A 17,159-nucleotide genomic window follows, 5' to 3' on the forward strand; every position below is an offset into this window, starting at 1 on the left:
GCGGCTGGTTATGGTGCGAAACCTTAGGCTATTGGTTGGGAACTTGGGAGGGTACTATTGACCGAGAAACGGCAATCTGGGCCAGATTTTATGACTCGGAAGGCAATTTAATCCCCTTGCCAGAAGAAGCAGCACAGGAGCGAGCGGCTGCAGCACAAGAGCAATTAAATGCTACTCAGCAAGCTCTGGAAGCGGAAAGACAGCGTTCTCAACGGCTGGCGGCTCGTTTGCAGGAAATGGGGATAGAGCTATAGTATAGCTGTATTTGTTTAGGTGAGGAGGTAAACTACTGGTGTTCCTCCTCGCTTAAAGTCGGTTAATTTCTCCTTTCACGGTGGAGGGTTCCTGCAATCCCAGTCTATTTGAAATCTAGCTCGACACCTGTTTGCTGCTGTGATTACCTTTTGACCAGTGAGTAATTATTGATCAGAGTTTTCTTTTATTCTTCCTTAAACAGTAAACAGTAAACAGTAAACAGTAAACAGTGAACTGATCACTGATCACTGATCACTGATCACTGATAACTGATAACTGATAACTGATAACTGATCACTGATAACTGATAACTGATCACTGATAACTGATAACTGATAACTGATCACTGATCACTGATCACTGATCACTGATCACTGATAACTGATAACTGATAACTGATAACTGATAACTGATAACTGATAACTGTCTCAACTAGGAAATTTATTTGGCACGACTACTTATAATTATATGTCTAATCTATCTTTGGGCGCGCAACCTCCCCTCGAATTTATCCCACCTGACCTTAATCCCTTGCTTTTAAAGGGATGTCAAATCTTTTTACCTCTTTGGTTACAAACTCAAACCAACTTAAGAGAAATTTCCGCCGCCAATCTAGAAACTTTAATCACATTTTATCAAAAAAGTCAAGAGAAAAAAGTCCGTTTACTGCTTGCTTTCCGTCATCCCAGTATTAACGATCCCTACTGTATGGCCTATCTTTTGTGGAAATTAGTACCCAAAAAAGCCGAAGAGTTAGGAATAAAATTAAACAAGCCAATTCACGCTCATTTTATGTATGATCGAGGGATTCCTTTATGGGCGGGAGAAAGGGTAGGATGGTTATATTCTAAGTTAGGTGGCACACCAATTCAACGGGGAAAAGCCGATTTAATCGGATTGCGTTCGGCTCGTCGTTTATTATTAGAAGGAGATTATCCTTTAGCCGCCGCTCCGGAAGGGGCAACTAACGGACATAATGAGCTTGTCAGTGCGATTGAACCGGGTATTTCTCAATTAGCTTTTTGGGGGGTGGATGATGTCAGAAAAGCTAAACAACAGCAAGAATTAATTATTTTACCTATTGGTATTCAGTATTTTTATCTGACTCCAGTGTGGCAAGAAATCGAGCAAATTTTAACTAATTTAGAAAACGATAGCGGTTTAGAACCCACCCCGAATTCATCCCTAAAAGAAAAGGTTTTATACGAGCGTCTTTTTCGGTTAGGAGAAAGATTATTATCCTTAATGGAGGATTTTTATCGAGATTTCTACTATCAATCTTTGCCTGTAGTACCTGCCAATGGCGATGATCCAAACGAAACCCTAGCAAAACGTTTAGCCAATTTATTAGATGTGGCTCTACAAACCGTAGAAAAGTATTTTAATGTTTCTCCTAATGGTAATGTAATCGATCGCTGTCGTCGTTTGGAACAAGCAGGATGGGAACGTATTTATCGCCAAGAATTAAAACCCACTCATTCTATTTCTCCCCTTGAATTAGGATTAGCTGATCGCCTGGCCGATGAAGCTAATTTAAAAATGTGGCACATGAGAATTGTCGAAAGTTTCGTGTCAGTAACTGGTTATTATGTCAAAGAAAAACCCACCGTAGAAAGATTTGCCGAGACAATTTTATTACTCTGGGATTTAGTGACAAGAATTAAGGGAGGTAATCCCTTTTTTCGTCCCCAAATTGGTCAACAAAAAGCGATAATAACTATTGGTAAACCTATTTCCGTATCCGAGCGCTATGCTGATTATAAAAGCGATCGACGCTCGGCCGTAGCCCAATTAACCCAAGATTTACAAACCAGTTTAGAAAGTTTAATTATTCATCAGCAGACCCTAGTATAGGAGATAGTACGGGAATCTGGAAAAACTCAATACCGAAAACCCTACCCCAGTCAGAGAATCTTTTATCTATCCTAAAAGTGTAGAGATAAACCAACATCTCTAGCGTTAAGAAAACTGCGGAGGTGACTTATATGGCACTTATACGTTGGGAACCTTTCAGAGAAGTAGAAAGCCTACAGAAAGAAATGAATCGCTTGTTTGACCGTCTTGTGCCGACTGATGTAGGCAATGGCGAAAAAATGGGGTTATCCTTCATCCCGGCGGCGGAAATGACCGAAACGCCAGAGGCAGTTCAGCTTAAACTGGAAATACCTGGTATGGAAGCCAAAGACCTCAACCTGGAAGTGACAGCCGATAGTCTGACCATTAATGGTGAAAGGAAATCGGAAATTAAAACCGAAGAAGAAGGATTTACCCGCACTGAGTTCCGTTATGGTAAATTCCATCGGGTTATTCCTCTACCGGTTCGGGTTGATAACAATAACGTGACTGCTGAATACAAAGATGGCATTCTCAATCTCACTCTCCCGAAAGCGGAAGAAGAAAAAAATAAAGTGGTGAAAGTGTCCATCAATCCTACCATTGCTCAATGATGTAGCACTCATTGTCCGGTCTTGAGCAAAAAGGTTAACCTAGTCTGATTAAACCAAAGCGGGAGTATCAAACCATACTTCCGCTTTTAGCTTCCTAAACCTTTAACTTAAAACTTCTAACACTGCTTGGGGTGATAATTTATCTTTAAACCAGATAACCTGAGCGGGTAGATTTTGAAATTTAACTCCAGCTTTTTCTAGATTTAACCGTTCCGATACGGCTAAAATTAGATTGTTTGCTTGGGCCGATTTAACCTGTAAAAATTTCTTTTGTAGGTATTCTGGTCGCCAATAACCAACAATTTCGAGGAGAAAAACGCGACCATCGGGATGCACTAAACGAAAATCGGGAATCATCACTCCTCCGGGTAAAGGCACTAAATCCACTTCCCTTTCTAGTTGCCATTCAGTTTTTAACTGTAACCAACGTTTAGCGAAAGATTCCTCTAACATACTATCGTAGGGTTTACCTGGGGAATAGTGGGACACCAGACCACAGTTATCCTCTAAATTAAACTGTTGTTTTTTAATAGTTCCTGTATAGGAATCTTTATACTGTAATTGTGCCTTCAGATTCCAGTGAGTAACATGGAGTAAGGCAGGAATTAATTTAGCGATTTCAATGCCATAACGACTGTTAGCTTTAAATAAACTGGTGGGACCATCGATAGTAATAGTAAATCCCGTGTCGGCATCCCCTTCGATATAAGTCATTAAACGAAATAGTTTTAGATAGCGAAAGAGATATTTATATTCCCCCGGATCGTTGCGGTGGACGTTGATGATTAAATAACTGGCCCGATAAAAAATACCTTGAATTTGCGAGAGGTTAAAACGATGAATTAAGTTTTCGGGGGTGGGAGCATCAAATTGAGTGAGAATTTTATTCTCTGCTAAATCAGCATAGAGTCCTTTTTCTAGAGCTACTGGAAAAATTTCTTGATTTAATTCTTGGCTGATTTGCTGGGCAATTTTCTCCAGAATTAGCGATCGATTTTGGGGAATAGGAACAAAGTTAGCCGCTTGTTCAAAAACTCTTTTTCTTAATTCCTGCGGTTCTAAGGGACTAATAATCTCAAAGGTGGCAAAATGATTGGTTAATAGGTGAGCAAATCCCCGTTTAATTTTATAATCGGGACTGTCTCCCTCCAAGATTAGGAGTTTTTGGCTTAATTCTCCCTTAGTTTCACCGATACTTTCCTGAAAACAGGTGATTTGTTCTTGAGCGCTCATCAGATAATCAGGAGCGATCGGTAAGCGTTTGGGAATAATTGTCTCGCCATTTTGACGGGAAATCAATAAATCGGTCGGTAACATGGCAAGCTAGAGAAGAATAATCAGATGGGGAGAGGTGGGACGACAAGGAAAGGTCGAAACCCCAAAAATCCCCCGATTCTAACTATTTTGGTCGATATAACGCTCTAAATCCTCGATTACACGGGTTAATTCTGCTTCTGTGGTTAAGCGTAGGCGATCGTCACGAACCGTTAACAAAACTTTAGCCGAAAAAGGACTCGGATAAATATTGGGATTACAAAACACTTCCAGAAACACATCACCAGTGTGCTGATATTCCAGCGGTTTTTGGGGTTGGGGTTTACCCCCACTAGAGGCATTACTGGCGATCGCTTTCAGGCGATCGAGTAAAATATTAATTTCCCTTTGCAAATCCAGAGCAGCACTGGGACTGAAACGAAAAGTAACGGAACCTTGCAAGAGATTAAGAGTTAAAGGAATCATGGAAAAAATCAGGTTAAGAGAAAGCCTGAAGTCAATTATATTAATTTGGGGAAATTTGGGGAAATTGGGTTTTGGGGGATTGTTCAGTCATCAGTCATCAGTCAGGTTCTTCGTTACTAGGTCCGGAGTGAACTGAAAACTCACCACTGATAACTCACCACTGATAACTCACCACTGATAACTGATAACTGATAACTGATAACTGATAACTGATAACTGATAACTGAAGTTACCGACGCGGAACGAGATTAATCCGGCCCTCGTCCATTTCATCCATGAGTAACTCTAGGGCCTCGTAATCCACATCGGAAACGTAGCCAAGACGAGCGAGGAGTTCATTAATTCCGTTTTCGATTTCTGGCGTGATTTGACGATAATATAGGGCTTGTTCCACTAATTGGCGGATAGTCGGCTGGGTATCCACAATTTCCTTACTCTAGTTCAATAAATCTAGTTTCTGTATCCTGCTTTACTTTATTTTAGCAAAAATACCGGTAGAATACTGGGTCATCATCAGTCATTCGGGATTAGAGCTTAAACCTAACGACTTTCCCCTGGTATTCGCCCTAATAAGCCTTGATCACTGTTCCTCTTGACTCCCCGGATCATCAGGTTAACCTAAAAGTGGTTCCTTCCCACAGGGTAAAGATTAAGAAAAGATTAATCTTTTCAGGAGAGGGAAAATATATCAAGACCAAGGTTGCAAAATCAGAAAGTTAGGACATAATAGCGGTATCTGATCTCCAGTTAAAAGGTTCATTTATGAATTTCAAAGCCCAGCCATGAAAAGTCCTGTAAAAGTCCCGGAAATTGCTCTATTTGAGCCAAACGGCTATATTACCGCCGCTAACGTCCTAGAATTTCAAGAGCAGCTCACCAATCTGGTTAACCAGAGTCGCTCTATCACTTTTCTCGTGGATATGAGTAGGGTGGAATTCCTCGACAGCGCTGGATTAATGGCTTTAGTTACTACCTTTCGTCTGGCTCAAAGTCAAGGAAAATCCTTCAATATCTGTTCTATTCCACCTTCAGTCAAGATTATCTTTGAATTAACCCAACTCGATCGGGTTCTCTCGGTTTTCCCTAGCCGTGCTGACTTTGATGCTGTTATCACCCTCCCTCAAGCGGCGTAAGCAGACAAAATAGGGTTTCTGGCCGTAATTTCTCGGCTGCACTCTCAATTCTACCGGTAAATCACCTCTTGACCGGACAGATTGCCATTGGTACAACCGACTCCTCAAAACAACAATTTTTCTCAAGGAGAGGCATTATACTGTTGAGATGGCTCTCCTCGTTTTTGGATATTATTTCGGGGGGCAAACTAGCATACACTTGTTGGGAGCAGCTCACAAAAGGCTGTCTATTAAGAAATTCCATGACTTTAGTGATGACAGAGGGGAAGGGGGCCAAGATGGTAGATAGGTAATGAGTAGTAATTTCCTAGAATCCATGACAGTCAAAAATCTCCAGTATGCTTATTTTCCCGGTTGTGTCGCCCAAGGTGCCTGTCGGGAACTATATTTATCCACGGCAGCCCTGACGGAAGCTTTGGGGATTAATTTAGTCGAACTCAAAAAAGCTGCCTGTTGTGGTTCGGGAACCTATAAGGAAGATTCGCAGCTGTTGGAAGATGCCGTCAACGCGCGCAATATTGCCCTAGCGGAAGCCCTCAATTTACCCCTGTTGACTCACTGTAGCACCTGTCAAGGAGTGATCGGTCATGTGGATGAGCGCTTGAAGGAAGCAAAGCATAATAATCCCAATTATGTTGAGGAAGTTAATAATTATTTACAGAAAGAACATTGTTCCCCCTACCAAGGTACGACGACGGTTAAGCACCTACTCTGGGCAATTGTCGGCGATTATGGCTTAGATAATCTGGCGGCCAAGGTGGTTCGTCCCTTATCAGGCTTAAATTGTGCCAGTTTTTATGGTTGTTATCTCCTGCGGGCCCAGGATACTCTCCCCTACGATAATCCTTTTCAGCCGGAATCCCTAGAAAATGTCTTTCGGACCGTGGGAGCGAATCCGATTTATTATCAAGGACGCACTCAATGCTGTGGTTGGCCCCTGTCCAGTTATGCCACCACCCAATCCTTCCAAATGGCAGGAAAACACATTTTAGAGGCCATGGCAGCGGGGGCCGATTGTTTAGTCACCCCTTGTCCTTTATGCCATCTTAATCTTGATTCCCGACAACCGGAAGTGGCAAAAGCGATCGGTCGAAGTTTAGGTTTACCCGTGTTACATTTTTCCCAATTAGTCGCTTTAGCGGTGGGAGTCAGTCCTGATCGTTTAGGATTAGATCGACACATCGTTTCCACCAAATCTCTGTTAAAGAAATTGGGGTTTTAGAACTCAATCAGGAGTGTTAGCAATGGATTGGTTAAAAAGAATTTTTGGCTTAGATAAACCGGCCGATGCCGCTAGTGCGATCGCGGGGAAAGCCGCTGCTGCGGGTATTCCCCCCGAAAGAGTCGGATTAGATGGAAAATACGACGAAAGCGGCCTAGCTAAACGAGTAGTTTTAGCTTTTGACGAGACACCGGATTTAGCTGATGAAGACAAATTGTGGGTTGCTCAAACTGGCAGTAAAGTTGTACTAAAAGGCAAGGTTTCCAATCAGGCGACTTTAAATAAAATGGTGGCCATTGCCAGTAAAGTCCAGGGAGCAACCAGCGTCGATACCAGTCAAGTAACTATTGGGTGAAGTCGAACGGCTGTTAACCTCTTGTAAAAATCAAAAATTGTTGTTAGGGTTAGGAGTCAGTAGCCAGTAGTCAGTAGTCAGGAGAATTAAGAATGAAATAATAATCAGTTAAATGGTCTATTTACAGATTTTATGCGATTTAATCCTTATTTTTGACGTTTTTGAACCCTCACAAGTTAATTATGCAAGAGGTTTAATATTCGCCGTGAAAATTAACCACTAAAACCCAGAGGGTTTTTGGCAGGGTGGATAACTCCAAGACTGGCAATCACCCCCAGCCGGCTGCGGTAAAATGGGAGGGATAGATACAACTCAGGAGAAAAGACCCCAGTGCCGTACAACCCCGCAGAAATCGAACAGAAATGGCAGAAGATTTGGCAGCAAATGGGATTGGACAAAACCCCAGAAAACGCCGATAAACCGAAATTTTACGCCCTCTCCATGTTCCCCTATCCATCGGGCAACCTGCACATGGGTCACGTTCGCAACTATACTATCACCGATGTGATTGCCCGTCTGAAAAGAATGCAGGGTTATCGCGTGCTGCATCCCATGGGGTGGGATGCTTTCGGATTACCGGCAGAAAATGCCGCTATTGAAAGGGGAGTTCCTCCGGCAAAATGGACTGATCAAAATATTGCCCAGATGAAACGGCAATTACAACAGTTAGGATTATCTATCGATTGGGAAAGAGAAGTTGCCACCTGTTCCCCGGAATATTATCGTTGGACCCAATGGCTATTTTTACAGTTTTTTGAATCAGGATTAGCCTACCAAAAAGAAGCGGCAGTGAATTGGGATCCTATCGATCAAACTGTCTTGGCCAATGAACAGGTAGATAGTGAAGGAAAATCTTGGCGATCGGGTGCTAAAGTAGAAAGAAAATTACTCCGGCAATGGTTCCTAAAAATCACCGATTATGCCGAACAATTACTCACTGATTTAGATAAACTTACCGGTTGGCCAGAACGGGTTAAAACCATGCAGGCCAACTGGATTGGTAAATCGGTAGGTGCTTATTTAGAATTTCCTCTTGTTAATTCCCCAGAAAAAATTGCCGTTTTTACCACTCGTCCCGATACGGTTTATGGAGTCACTTATGTGGTACTTGCTCCCGAACATCCCTTAACTTTACAAGTTACCACTCTTGAACAAAAATCGGCCGTAGAAACTTTTATTCAAGAGATAGCCAGCGAAAGCGAATTAGAAAGAACTGCCGAAGATAAACCCAAACGCGGTATTAAAACCGGAGGACTGGCAATTAATCCTTTTACTGGTGAAGAAATTCCGATTTTAATTGCTGATTATGTCCTCTACGAATACGGTACTGGTGCAGTAATGGGAGTCCCGGCTCACGACAGTCGCGATTTTAAATTCGCTCAGGAAAATAATCTGCCAATTAAGATAGTTATTACTCCAGAAAGTGGCGAAATTGAGTTAAAAGAGGCCTACACAGAAGCGGGAATTATGATTAATTCCGCTCAATTTAATGGTCTGCATTCTACAGCAGGAAAAACCGCTATTATTGATTATGCCACTGCCCAAGGTTACGGCAAAGCTAGAATACAATATCGCCTCCGGGATTGGTTAATTTCCCGTCAAAGATATTGGGGTTGTCCGATTCCAGTTATCCACTGTCCTAACTGTGGAACCGTACCAGTACCTATCGATAATTTACCCGTTACTTTACCAGAAAATGTCGAATTTAGCGGTCGAGGTGCTTCTCCTTTAGCCAAATTAGAAGACTGGGTAAATGTGGATTGTCCTCGCTGTGGAACTCCCGCAAAACGGGAAACCGACACTATGGATACTTTCATCGATTCTAGTTGGTATTTCCTCCGTTATACCGATGCTAAAAATGAAGATATACCCTTTCAATTCGAGAAGGTTAATGATTGGATGCCCGTGGATCAATACGTCGGAGGAATCGAACACGCTATCCTACATTTACTCTATTCTCGTTTCTTTACCAAAGTTTTAAGAGACCGAGGTTTAGTTAATGTCGATGAACCTTTTAACCGTCTGTTAACCCAGGGAATGGTACAGGGATTAACCTACAAAAATCCCGAAACTGGCAAATATGTCCCCGCAGAAAATGTTATCTATAAAGAGGATAAATATTGCGATAAAGACACGGGAGAAGTTCTATCTTTCTTCTTTGAAAAAATGTCTAAGTCGAAATATAACGGCGTTGATCCTCTGAAAGTTCTCGAAAAATACGGGGCCGATACTGCCCGAATGTTTATACTTTTTACTGCACCCCCAGAAAAAGATTTACAGTGGGATGATGCGGGGGTAGAAGGACAATTTCGCTTTCTTAATCGGGTGTGGCGTTTAGTCAGCGAATATATTGAAAATAAACCCAAGCAAGTCAAAAAAATAGAGACTTTCTCGAAAACTGACAAGGATTTAAGACGGGCAATTCACACCGCTATTAAAGAAATCTCCGAGGATTTAGAAGGAGATTATCAATTTAATACCGCCATTTCCGAATTGATGAAACTCAGTAACGCTTTAGGGGATAATAAGTGTTTTGAATCCCCCATTTATCGGGAAGGAATCGAAACCCTATTAATCTTACTTTCCCTTTTTGCTCCCCATCTGAGCGAGGAATTATGGCAAGCTTTAGGCCATAGCCAATCAATTCACCTGCAACCCTGGCCAAAAGTTGATCCCACTGCCCTGATTGTGGACGAGATTACCCTTGTCATCCAAATTTTGGGAAAAACCAGAGGCACGATACAAGTTCCCGCTAGTGCCGATAAAAGCACCCTAGAAACCCTCGCCCTGGAATCAGAAATCGCCCAACGTTATTTAGAGGGTAAGGAAATCAAAAAAGTGATTGTTGTCCCGGGCAAATTAGTTAATTTTGTCGTGGTTTAAATGACAGCAATTATCACAATGGTAGGGAATTAAGAACCTTTTCAGTTATCAGTGACCAGTTAGATTAACACTTTAGATGGCAAAATAGAAACTATACAATTAGCATTGTCTGTAAATAAGAACAACCTATGGATATTGAATCAACTAAAGTTACTCCTGAAGAAATTGCCCAGTTTCGCGCTGAATTGGCAGAGGATTCTAACGCATTAGGAGATATTGACGTGATTGAGCGGTGTGATGGCGATTTGAAGTATGCTGCTATGAGATTAGCAAGGCGTTCAAATATTGATACAGTGAGAGCAGATGAAAATAATTTTTGGCAACAAGCTATCAGCCAAGCACGTCAATTAATATGTCATGACCGAGTTAAAGATGATTTAGCACCTAATATATTAGGTGGATTAGTTGGTTTACTTGCTACTTCTGGTAATCCAGTTTTGGTAGTAGTAGCAACTCCTCTCGCTATTCACGTTTTTAGGGAAACATTAGACAATTTTTGTGATTAGTTTAGATACCTGATGCGGTAAAAGCAGCCCAATAAAAAGGGTTATTGAACAGCTTATAATTAAGTTCAAACCCTTTTATTCTAATTTGTTCATCTTCAATCATATCCATCAATCGATTAAATTCTTTTGATGTTAATTTTTGTTGCATTGACTTGACAATTTTTAGGCAACTATCCAACTGATTCAAGTATTCTTGTACGGTTAAATTCTGTAACCAATTTTGTGCAGTTTTTAAAGCAACTGGTACAGAAACTTGCTGATTCTCATCAAATAAAATCTCATATATAGCGGTTCTCACACCTGTGTGGCACACTTAAACCTTTGCTAATAAAGCTTTTCAATATCGATAATGTACCTCTTGCGAACAGGAAACGCTATAATTTAATCATCAAGAAGGAGGTTGATAGGTCATTAACTGTCCATAAACTACTGACAACGCTGGGACTTCCCGCAAACAGAAAACCACTGGGTAAACCGATATATTCATCGCTGATAGAGTTTATATCAATCATGCCAGTTTCGCAAGCGGAAAGGGTGATAAGGCGGCATTTATTCAAGCGCAGTTCAAAGATTTCGCCTAATGTTAAGGGTTCCTTATTGGCTAACAATAAGGCGGATTCTAGGGGATTAGCTGGGTTAAAGCCTCCATGACAGGAGAAGTGATAACAGTGGTTATCTGAGGATTTGAGATGGGGAAGAACAGCGTTTTTAGTGGCGTTATCTTTAGCGATAACTTGAGGTTCAGTAAAGAAAGTTGAGAGGATATTAACTTCTAAGTCAGTGTAAGATAAGTCTTTAGTGGGGTTTTGAATAGCGAACAGTTTATTAAAGTCGGAATGGTGAAAAGTTTGGGAGATTTTTTGCAAGATTTGACAACTAGGCGCATATTGTACGCCTTTGGGGAATGAATCTTGTAATTCTGATCTCCCCGTTGCCGACTCCCCACTTTTTAAGGGGGGTTGGGGGGGATCAACAGGTAAGGCGTGTAAGGGTAAAATATGCAGAAACCAATGGGGGATAATAATTAAGCGTTGACAAGTATCGGGAATGAGGGCAAGAATATCATTAATATGCAGAATATCAGCAAAAGTCTGTAGGAGGTTAGACAGTTGATTTCTCCATTCTTGCTTCCCATTTCCTGAGTAGTAAAGCTGTAGATAATTATTGAATGTATCAAATAATTGATTTTTATCATCCTCGGAAGATTGCCAAACTTTAACCTCTCCCTCAGCAGACACCACAAAAGCGAGTATTTTCTCCCCTGTAATGTCCCATTGCAGCAGACAAGTTTCAGCATCAGTTAAAGCCTGAATCTCTGTAAATGGGATCGGCTCAACTTTTTCAGTGAGGCTAAAGAGAGGATCTTTAATTTCTCTTGCAATAAAATTATCTAAGTCTTGTTGATATTCTTTCAGATAACTGTGATCTTGAACGTAGGGAGTTAGGTTATCACGACCCATTAAATTCTGGTTAATACTTTGATGTTGTAAGCGAATTTGTTCATTAACCACTCTTTGCTTTAATTCATTTAATTGGGCGATAATTTCTTGGCTAACGCCTTGGGGGTGTAGGTTTTTCTGGGTGATTAATTCCACCAGGTTACGCCCTTTACTGCGTTCAATATATTCTAATGCCTTCTCAGGCTGATTGAGGTTAAGATGCGCCTGTACAATGCGATGAAAAACACCAATAGCATTAGATAAAACCTCTTGGCGACTTTGGGGGTTTAATGCTTCTAAGCGGGCATTTTCTACCGCTTCAATGGCGATATGATAGGCTTCTGTGGCAGGTTGCCATTGTTTTTCGTTGTAGTGTAGATAAGCTAAATTGCGGGCGGTTTGTAAACAATTAAGGGGATCAGCTTCTTTTGTGCGGATTGTTAAGGCGTTGTGATAAGACGTGATCGCCCTTTCTAAATTCTCAGCTTTCTCCCCTCTGATTCTGTTACTGTAAGCATTAGCGAGATTATTCTGTGTCTTTGCCCATTCTTGGGGAAATGCGTCAAAAGTACAAACTTTTAAGGCTTCATTGTAAGCAATGATCGCTAATTCTAAATTTTGAGTCTTATCTTCTTTAAGTCTATTAGAGTACGCATTGCCTAGATTAACTTGCGTTAATGCCCATTTTTGGGGAAAAGCGTCATAAGTATGAATTGCTAAAGACTGTTGGTAAGCATTAATAGCTAATTCTAGATTGTCTGACTTGTTTCCTTTGATACGATCACGATAAACGGTACCCAAATTATTTTGTGTGTTTGCCCAATCTTCAGGAAAAGTCTCACGGTTACGAACTTCTAAAGACTTTTGGTAAGCAACAATAGCGAATTCTAAATTATCTGCTTTTTCTCCTTTAATTCGATCACAATAAACATTTCCTAAATTGTTTTGTATTGTTGCCCAATCTTTAGGAAAAGCTTCGCAGGTAAAAACTTCTAAAGCTTGTAGATAAGCAGCAATAGATAATTCTAAATTATCTGCTTTATCCCCTTTAATTCGATCTAAATAAATGTTTCCCAGATTACTTTGTGCATTGGCCCAATCTTCTGGAAAAGTATCACGGGTATGAACTTCTAAAGACTGTTCAAGCGCAAAAATAGCTAATTCTAGATTGTCTGCTTTTGCTCCTTTGATACGCTCATAATAAGCTATACCTAGATTATTTTGTCTAACTGCCCAATCATAAGAAAAAGCTTCACGGGTATATATTTCCAAAGACTGCTGAAAAGCAGCAATAGCTAATTCTATATTATCTGCCTTTTTTTCTTTGATGCGATTTCTATAAGCTTCTCCGAGATTATTTTGTATTGCTGCCCATTCTTTAGGAAAGGCACTACGAGTGTATATTTCCAAAGACTGTTGGAACGCAAAAATAGCTAATTCTAGATTGTCTGCTTTTATTCCTTTGATACGATCACAATAAGCTATACCTAGACTATTTTGTGTTATTGCCCATTCTTTAGGAAAACCAGTACGAGTATATACTTCTAAAATAGTTTGATAACCGACAATAGCAATTTCTTGATTATTCGCAAAATTCAAAGGAAATAGTTTAATTTTATTGCACAAATTGTGAATTACACCTGCTATATTAGCAGACTCTTCTCTGCTTCTCTGAGAAAACATATTTCTAGCGTATATCTGTAATAATTTAGCAAAAGTGTCGTCTAATTTATCTTGGTGCTGTTTTAAAATAGGATAAATTATCGCAACATCACTATTACTTTTATTGGCTGCTAGTACTATGTCCAGTAGAAATGTCTTATATTCCTCTATAGTAAACTTTTGACGGCTGATATACTCTGCTAACTGTTGCGCCATATTCAGCAACCATTGCGCCTCATTTTCCCTTCCTGCATTCCCGTATTGTTGCACTACGGCCACCATTACCTGTACCAACCCCTCATCCAGCAATTCCTGATTTTCCTGTAATATTCGGGGTTCATCGCCATCATTGCAGGATAATAGCTGATTAATCAGGTTTAGGTAGGCTTGGGTGCGTTGTTCATTCATGGCGTGGCGGATGGGGAATTGATGGGTAGGGGCGAAGCATTCGGATAAGAAATTTATGGTTTCAGCGATAGATTATGCACGAATGCTTCGCCCGTACAGGGATTTAATGGGGAGATTATCAGAATTGTATCACAGGGATAATAGGCTAAGGTTATTGTTTGGGGTAGGGGCGAAGCATTCGGATAGAAAATCTAGGGTTTCAGTGATAGATTATGCACGAATGCTTCGCCCGTACAGGGATTTAATGAGGAGATTATCATAATTGTATCACAGGGATAATAGGCGAAGGTTATTAGTTTATTGCCCAGGGTAGGGGCGAAGCATTCGGATAAGAAATTTATGGTTTCAGCGATATGTTATTGCCCAAATGCTTCGCCCCTACAGGTTATTTACCTCTACAGGTTATTTGTCCCCACAGGTTATTTGCCCCTACATTGGTTTGAATTTATTCAGATTGTTCTCGTCTTGTTCCCAATTTCGCGGATTATCAAGAATGTATTGCCGGATTTTTTGATAAGAATTTTCATTGCGAATGATATGTTCATAATAATTGCGCTGCCAAATTTTCAGGCGATCGCCACATAAACGATTAATTTTACGACTAGAAATTGATTTAAAATTCTGCACAATAGCCCCCAAAGATTCCGGCATTGTACCGTGAGGATATTGCGAATCGTGTGCAGCCTTTTCCAGAGCTTGGTTTTGTATTACTATAATTCCATGAATATGATTGGGCATGACAATAAAAGCATCTAGTTCAATAAACTTAAAATGTAGAGGTAGTCTATACCATACTGCTTCAACAGTATCACCAAGTAAATTTCGCTCTATATTTCCTTCAACAATTTCACCAAATAAATACTGCTTCTGATAAGAACAAATTGTTATATAATAAGCTCCATTAAGTCTATAATCATAGCCTTTTAAGCGAATAGATTGTCGATGTTTTTGGGGTTCATTCATGGCGTGGCAGATGGTGGCGGTTAATTCAGTGATAAGCGATTCATCGGCAATCATCAAGAGTTGGGGATTGGTGGTAAGATTGTCAGAAAAGCGATCGCACTGTATAATCTTGATTGATAGATAAGCTAATTCTACTCACTTGAACTAAATCATCATGAATCAAAAACCGTACCAAGTAGAAGCATTTTGGGATCGAGAGGCGCAAGTGTGGGTAGCAGAGAGTGAAGATATTCCCGGATTAGTCACCGAAGCTGATACCATCGAAGCTTTAACAGCTAAATTACGACAGATAATTCCAGAATTATTACAACTCAATCATCTAATTACCATTGAACCTCAAAAAGCGATAACTTTTGAACTCATTAGTCATCGTCAAGAATCAATTGAGTGCGGTGTTTAGATGGCTACTTCTTTAACACCTGCATTAAAAAAACTGCTCTCAGCAGCTGGATGTTATTTTGAACGTCAAGGTAAAGGAGATCATGAAATTTGGTATAGTCCTCTGACAGAAAGAAGATTTGTAGTTGATAATACTATTAAATCACGCCATACTGCCAATGCAGTTTTGAAACAAGCCGGATTATCTAAAGCCTTTTGAACGGTGTGGAATCTTCATCCATATATAAGCTAATTCTACTCATAAGAAGAAGAATAATGTAATGCTTCAAGGCGATCTGCTTCGGCGGCTTCGGCTATAATTTCTGCTTCTATTGTTTCTTTGTTAGTATGATAGTAAGTTAGAGCGGCATAAACTTGTGCCAAAGAAAGATGAGGGATTTCATCGGCAATTTCTTCAGGACTATATCCTAACTTATACCAGATCACTATTCTTCGTACAGTAACAGCAGTTCCCGCGATAATAGTACAACCTCCATGAATTTTGGGATCGCTTTTTATGAAAGTGCCAATATTGATATCTGTGAACATAACTTTCTCTGATTCATTCTCAACTAATTAAACTACATAGGATTCTATGCTTTTATCACCATTCTAGCATGGCCTAAACATTGGTCGGGGCAGGGGATTGAATGGGGAGATTATCAGAATTCTATCGCAGGGACGATAGCCGAAAAAAATAATAGTCAATCAAACAATCAAAAAAATCATAGTTTAGACGGGATTGGGTGCGTTGTTGATTCATCGGTTAAAATAAGAGTAATTTAGAATTAAGGATTGAGTTATGCCGCAACAAACCTGTGAAGCCGTCTTTGAAAATGGCGTTTTACGTCCTCTTGGTAATCTCCAACTCAATGAAGGACAGTGCGTTAAACTCATTATAGAATCGAATTCAATTTCCCAGCTTACTTCCCAAAAATGGTCAGAAACGGGTATAATCGCCCAGTTAACAGCAAATCCGATTAAAATTGAAGATTTCCATCCTCTTACCAGAGAAGAAGCCAATGAACGCTGGTGAATCTCAACCCTTCTTTATTGATTCTAATATTTGGCTGTATCGCTTCATTGTTAATTGTAGCGATCCTAATGCCATCCCTAAGCAACAAATAGCGACAAATATTACGAATCAAGAAAACTTGATAATTAGTACACAAGTTGTCAATGAGGTTTGCTCAAATTTAATCCGCAAAGCAGGGTTTAATAATTTACAAATCCAAAATCTACTTGAAGAATTGACACAAGGGTGTGAAATCTTACCTGTCTCCCTCGAAACCCTTGAGTATGCCGTGAAATTACGAGATCGCTACTTAATTTCATTTTGGGATAGCCTGATTGTTGCTAGTGCAGTTTTAGGCGATGCAACTATTCTCTACTCAGAAGATATGCAAGATGGTTTAATTATCAATAATAGCTTACAGGTTATCAATCCCTTTAAAGATTTAAACTCTTAAAAATATCATTTACGAGAACTACAGCATTTGTCATAAAAATGAAGTGTAATCTAATCTCGAAAAACTGCTTTTTCAGCTTCTTCTAAATCGTCATCACTGATCACAACATCTTTCCATAAACCTTTAATTTGAGTCTTATTGCGAGAACCTTCAAAGCGAGGTAATGATTTGGTAGTAGTGGCGTAGCCCTCTTGCTTACCTGGTATGAATTGTGTAAAATATTTATGAATAAAAATAATTGGAACCCGCTCAGTCTTTAAACCTCTAGCTTGCTCATGACTTTTCTGATAAATATCTTT

The 17,159-nt window shown here is 40.1% G+C and carries 18 protein-coding genes and 2 pseudogenes; 12 read left to right on the forward strand and 8 right to left on the reverse strand.

Going from position 1 to position 17,159, the window contains the following annotated elements; translation table 11 throughout:
- The 3 genes and pseudogenes from O9290_RS15105 to O9290_RS15115 form a co-directional block, all read left to right on the forward strand.
- Nucleotides 1-254, forward strand: a pseudogene (locus O9290_RS15105) (Uma2 family endonuclease); the annotation flags it as partial.
- 469 nt (nt 255-723) lie between these two features.
- Nucleotides 724-2,109: a hypothetical protein gene (locus O9290_RS15110; protein WP_002761261.1), complete on the forward strand. Its 1,386-nt coding sequence runs from the start codon at nt 724-726 to the stop codon at nt 2,107-2,109.
- Between the two features lie 131 nt (nt 2,110-2,240).
- Nucleotides 2,241-2,702, forward strand: a complete 462-nt coding sequence (locus tag O9290_RS15115; protein ID WP_002761262.1) for an Hsp20/alpha crystallin family protein — start codon at nt 2,241-2,243, stop codon at nt 2,700-2,702.
- Nucleotides 2,703-2,804: 102 nt separating this feature from the next.
- On the opposite strand, the gene O9290_RS15120 is transcribed toward O9290_RS15115, so the two are convergent.
- The 3 genes from O9290_RS15120 to O9290_RS15130 form a co-directional block, all read right to left on the reverse strand.
- On the reverse strand, nt 2,805-4,019 hold the full coding sequence (locus O9290_RS15120) for a DUF790 family protein (protein ID WP_288055251.1): 1,215 nt from the start codon (nt 4,017-4,019) through the stop codon (nt 2,805-2,807).
- Nucleotides 4,020-4,097: 78 nt separating this feature from the next.
- Nucleotides 4,098-4,442, reverse strand: coding sequence for a hypothetical protein (locus O9290_RS15125; protein WP_002761264.1), 345 nt, complete (start codon nt 4,440-4,442; stop codon nt 4,098-4,100).
- Nucleotides 4,443-4,671: 229 nt separating this feature from the next.
- Nucleotides 4,672-4,866: a hypothetical protein gene (locus tag O9290_RS15130; RefSeq protein WP_002761266.1), complete on the reverse strand. Its 195-nt coding sequence runs from the start codon at nt 4,864-4,866 to the stop codon at nt 4,672-4,674.
- A gap of 358 nt (nt 4,867-5,224) precedes the next feature.
- Here O9290_RS15130 and O9290_RS15135 point away from each other — a divergent pair, with 358 nt between their 5' ends.
- The 5 genes from O9290_RS15135 to O9290_RS15155 all read left to right on the forward strand — a co-directional run bounded on the left by O9290_RS15135 (nt 5,225) and on the right by O9290_RS15155 (nt 10,541).
- Nucleotides 5,225-5,575 (forward strand): STAS domain-containing protein, encoded by a 351-nt coding sequence (locus tag O9290_RS15135; RefSeq protein ID WP_288055248.1) that lies wholly within the window; start codon nt 5,225-5,227, stop codon nt 5,573-5,575.
- A gap of 292 nt (nt 5,576-5,867) precedes the next feature.
- On the forward strand, nt 5,868-6,797 hold the full coding sequence (locus tag O9290_RS15140) for a CoB--CoM heterodisulfide reductase iron-sulfur subunit B family protein (RefSeq protein WP_002761270.1): 930 nt from the start codon (nt 5,868-5,870) through the stop codon (nt 6,795-6,797).
- A gap of 22 nt (nt 6,798-6,819) precedes the next feature.
- Nucleotides 6,820-7,152 carry a hypothetical protein gene (locus O9290_RS15145; protein ID WP_002761272.1) on the forward strand — a complete coding sequence of 111 codons (333 nt, stop codon included), beginning with the start codon at nt 6,820-6,822 and terminating at the stop codon, nt 7,150-7,152.
- A 330-nt stretch (nt 7,153-7,482) separates the two neighbouring features.
- Complete coding sequence (leuS, locus tag O9290_RS15150; protein ID WP_288055245.1) at nt 7,483-10,035, forward strand: leucine--tRNA ligase; 2,553 nt, start codon at nt 7,483-7,485, stop codon at nt 10,033-10,035.
- Between the two features lie 128 nt (nt 10,036-10,163).
- Complete coding sequence (locus tag O9290_RS15155) at nt 10,164-10,541, forward strand: hypothetical protein (RefSeq protein WP_288055242.1); 378 nt, start codon at nt 10,164-10,166, stop codon at nt 10,539-10,541.
- 1 nt (nt 10,542) lies between these two features.
- Here the strand turns inward: O9290_RS15155 and O9290_RS28530 are convergent, their stop codons facing one another.
- The 3 genes from O9290_RS28530 to O9290_RS15165 all read right to left on the reverse strand — a co-directional run bounded on the left by O9290_RS28530 (nt 10,543) and on the right by O9290_RS15165 (nt 15,067).
- Complete coding sequence (locus tag O9290_RS28530) at nt 10,543-10,839, reverse strand: hypothetical protein (protein ID WP_502846464.1); 297 nt, start codon at nt 10,837-10,839, stop codon at nt 10,543-10,545.
- A gap of 76 nt (nt 10,840-10,915) precedes the next feature.
- Nucleotides 10,916-14,050: a CHAT domain-containing protein gene (locus O9290_RS15160; protein ID WP_502846465.1), complete on the reverse strand. Its 3,135-nt coding sequence runs from the start codon at nt 14,048-14,050 to the stop codon at nt 10,916-10,918.
- Between the two features lie 429 nt (nt 14,051-14,479).
- Complete coding sequence (locus O9290_RS15165) at nt 14,480-15,067, reverse strand: transposase (RefSeq protein ID WP_288055239.1); 588 nt, start codon at nt 15,065-15,067, stop codon at nt 14,480-14,482.
- A 100-nt stretch (nt 15,068-15,167) separates the two neighbouring features.
- On the opposite strand from O9290_RS15165, the gene O9290_RS15170 reads away from it, so the two are divergent.
- Both O9290_RS15170 and O9290_RS15175 read left to right on the forward strand, forming a co-directional pair.
- A complete protein-coding gene (locus tag O9290_RS15170; protein WP_002761282.1) occupies nt 15,168-15,413 on the forward strand; it encodes a DUF1902 domain-containing protein in 246 nt (81 codons plus the stop codon).
- Nucleotides 15,414-15,611 (forward strand): type II toxin-antitoxin system HicA family toxin, encoded by a 198-nt coding sequence (locus O9290_RS15175; RefSeq protein WP_002761284.1) that lies wholly within the window; start codon nt 15,414-15,416, stop codon nt 15,609-15,611.
- Nucleotides 15,612-15,646: 35 nt separating this feature from the next.
- On the opposite strand, the gene O9290_RS15180 is transcribed toward O9290_RS15175, so the two are convergent.
- Nucleotides 15,647-15,940 carry a DUF433 domain-containing protein gene (locus O9290_RS15180; RefSeq protein WP_002761286.1) on the reverse strand — a complete coding sequence of 98 codons (294 nt, stop codon included), beginning with the start codon at nt 15,938-15,940 and terminating at the stop codon, nt 15,647-15,649.
- A gap of 253 nt (nt 15,941-16,193) precedes the next feature.
- Between O9290_RS15180 and O9290_RS15185 the strand changes: the two genes are divergently transcribed.
- Together O9290_RS15185 and O9290_RS15190 are read left to right on the forward strand one after the other, a co-directional pair.
- On the forward strand, nt 16,194-16,427 hold the full coding sequence (locus O9290_RS15185) for an antitoxin family protein (protein ID WP_002761288.1): 234 nt from the start codon (nt 16,194-16,196) through the stop codon (nt 16,425-16,427).
- Nucleotides 16,414-16,860 (forward strand): PIN domain-containing protein, encoded by a 447-nt coding sequence (locus tag O9290_RS15190; RefSeq protein WP_002761289.1) that lies wholly within the window; start codon nt 16,414-16,416, stop codon nt 16,858-16,860. The genes O9290_RS15185 and O9290_RS15190 overlap by 14 nt, the downstream gene beginning before the upstream one ends.
- Before the next feature lie 50 nt (nt 16,861-16,910).
- On the opposite strand, the pseudogene O9290_RS15195 reads toward O9290_RS15190, so the two are convergent.
- A pseudogene (locus tag O9290_RS15195) lies at nt 16,911-17,159 on the reverse strand (hypothetical protein); the annotation flags it as partial.

The sequence above is a fragment of the Microcystis sp. LE19-41.2A genome, assembly GCF_027530405.1.
In the GTDB taxonomy this organism is placed as follows: domain Bacteria; phylum Cyanobacteriota; class Cyanobacteriia; order Cyanobacteriales; family Microcystaceae; genus Microcystis; species Microcystis aeruginosa.

Bases quoted from the DNA above. Each gene is read 5' to 3' on its own strand.
- O9290_RS15110 (WP_002761261.1), top strand. From the start codon at position 724: ATGTCTAATCTATCTTTGGGCGCGCAACCTCCCCTCGAATTTATCCCA.
- O9290_RS15185 (WP_002761288.1), top strand. From the start codon at position 16,194: ATGCCGCAACAAACCTGTGAAGCCGTCTTTGAAAATGGCGTTTTACGT.
- O9290_RS15170 (WP_002761282.1), top strand. From the start codon at position 15,168: ATGAATCAAAAACCGTACCAAGTAGAAGCATTTTGGGATCGAGAGGCG.
- O9290_RS15190 (WP_002761289.1), top strand. From the start codon at position 16,414: ATGAACGCTGGTGAATCTCAACCCTTCTTTATTGATTCTAATATTTGG.
- O9290_RS15180 (WP_002761286.1), bottom strand. From the start codon at position 15,940: ATGTTCACAGATATCAATATTGGCACTTTCATAAAAAGCGATCCCAAA.
- O9290_RS15125 (WP_002761264.1), bottom strand. From the start codon at position 4,442: ATGATTCCTTTAACTCTTAATCTCTTGCAAGGTTCCGTTACTTTTCGT.
- O9290_RS15155 (WP_288055242.1), top strand. From the start codon at position 10,164: ATGGATATTGAATCAACTAAAGTTACTCCTGAAGAAATTGCCCAGTTT.
- O9290_RS15120 (WP_288055251.1), bottom strand. From the start codon at position 4,019: ATGTTACCGACCGATTTATTGATTTCCCGTCAAAATGGCGAGACAATT.
- O9290_RS15165 (WP_288055239.1), bottom strand. From the start codon at position 15,067: ATGATTGCCGATGAATCGCTTATCACTGAATTAACCGCCACCATCTGC.
- O9290_RS15140 (WP_002761270.1), top strand. From the start codon at position 5,868: ATGAGTAGTAATTTCCTAGAATCCATGACAGTCAAAAATCTCCAGTAT.
- O9290_RS15115 (WP_002761262.1), top strand. From the start codon at position 2,241: ATGGCACTTATACGTTGGGAACCTTTCAGAGAAGTAGAAAGCCTACAG.
- O9290_RS15145 (WP_002761272.1), top strand. From the start codon at position 6,820: ATGGATTGGTTAAAAAGAATTTTTGGCTTAGATAAACCGGCCGATGCC.
- O9290_RS15175 (WP_002761284.1), top strand. From the start codon at position 15,414: ATGGCTACTTCTTTAACACCTGCATTAAAAAAACTGCTCTCAGCAGCT.
- O9290_RS15135 (WP_288055248.1), top strand. From the start codon at position 5,225: ATGAAAAGTCCTGTAAAAGTCCCGGAAATTGCTCTATTTGAGCCAAAC.
- O9290_RS15160 (WP_502846465.1), bottom strand. From the start codon at position 14,050: ATGAATGAACAACGCACCCAAGCCTACCTAAACCTGATTAATCAGCTA.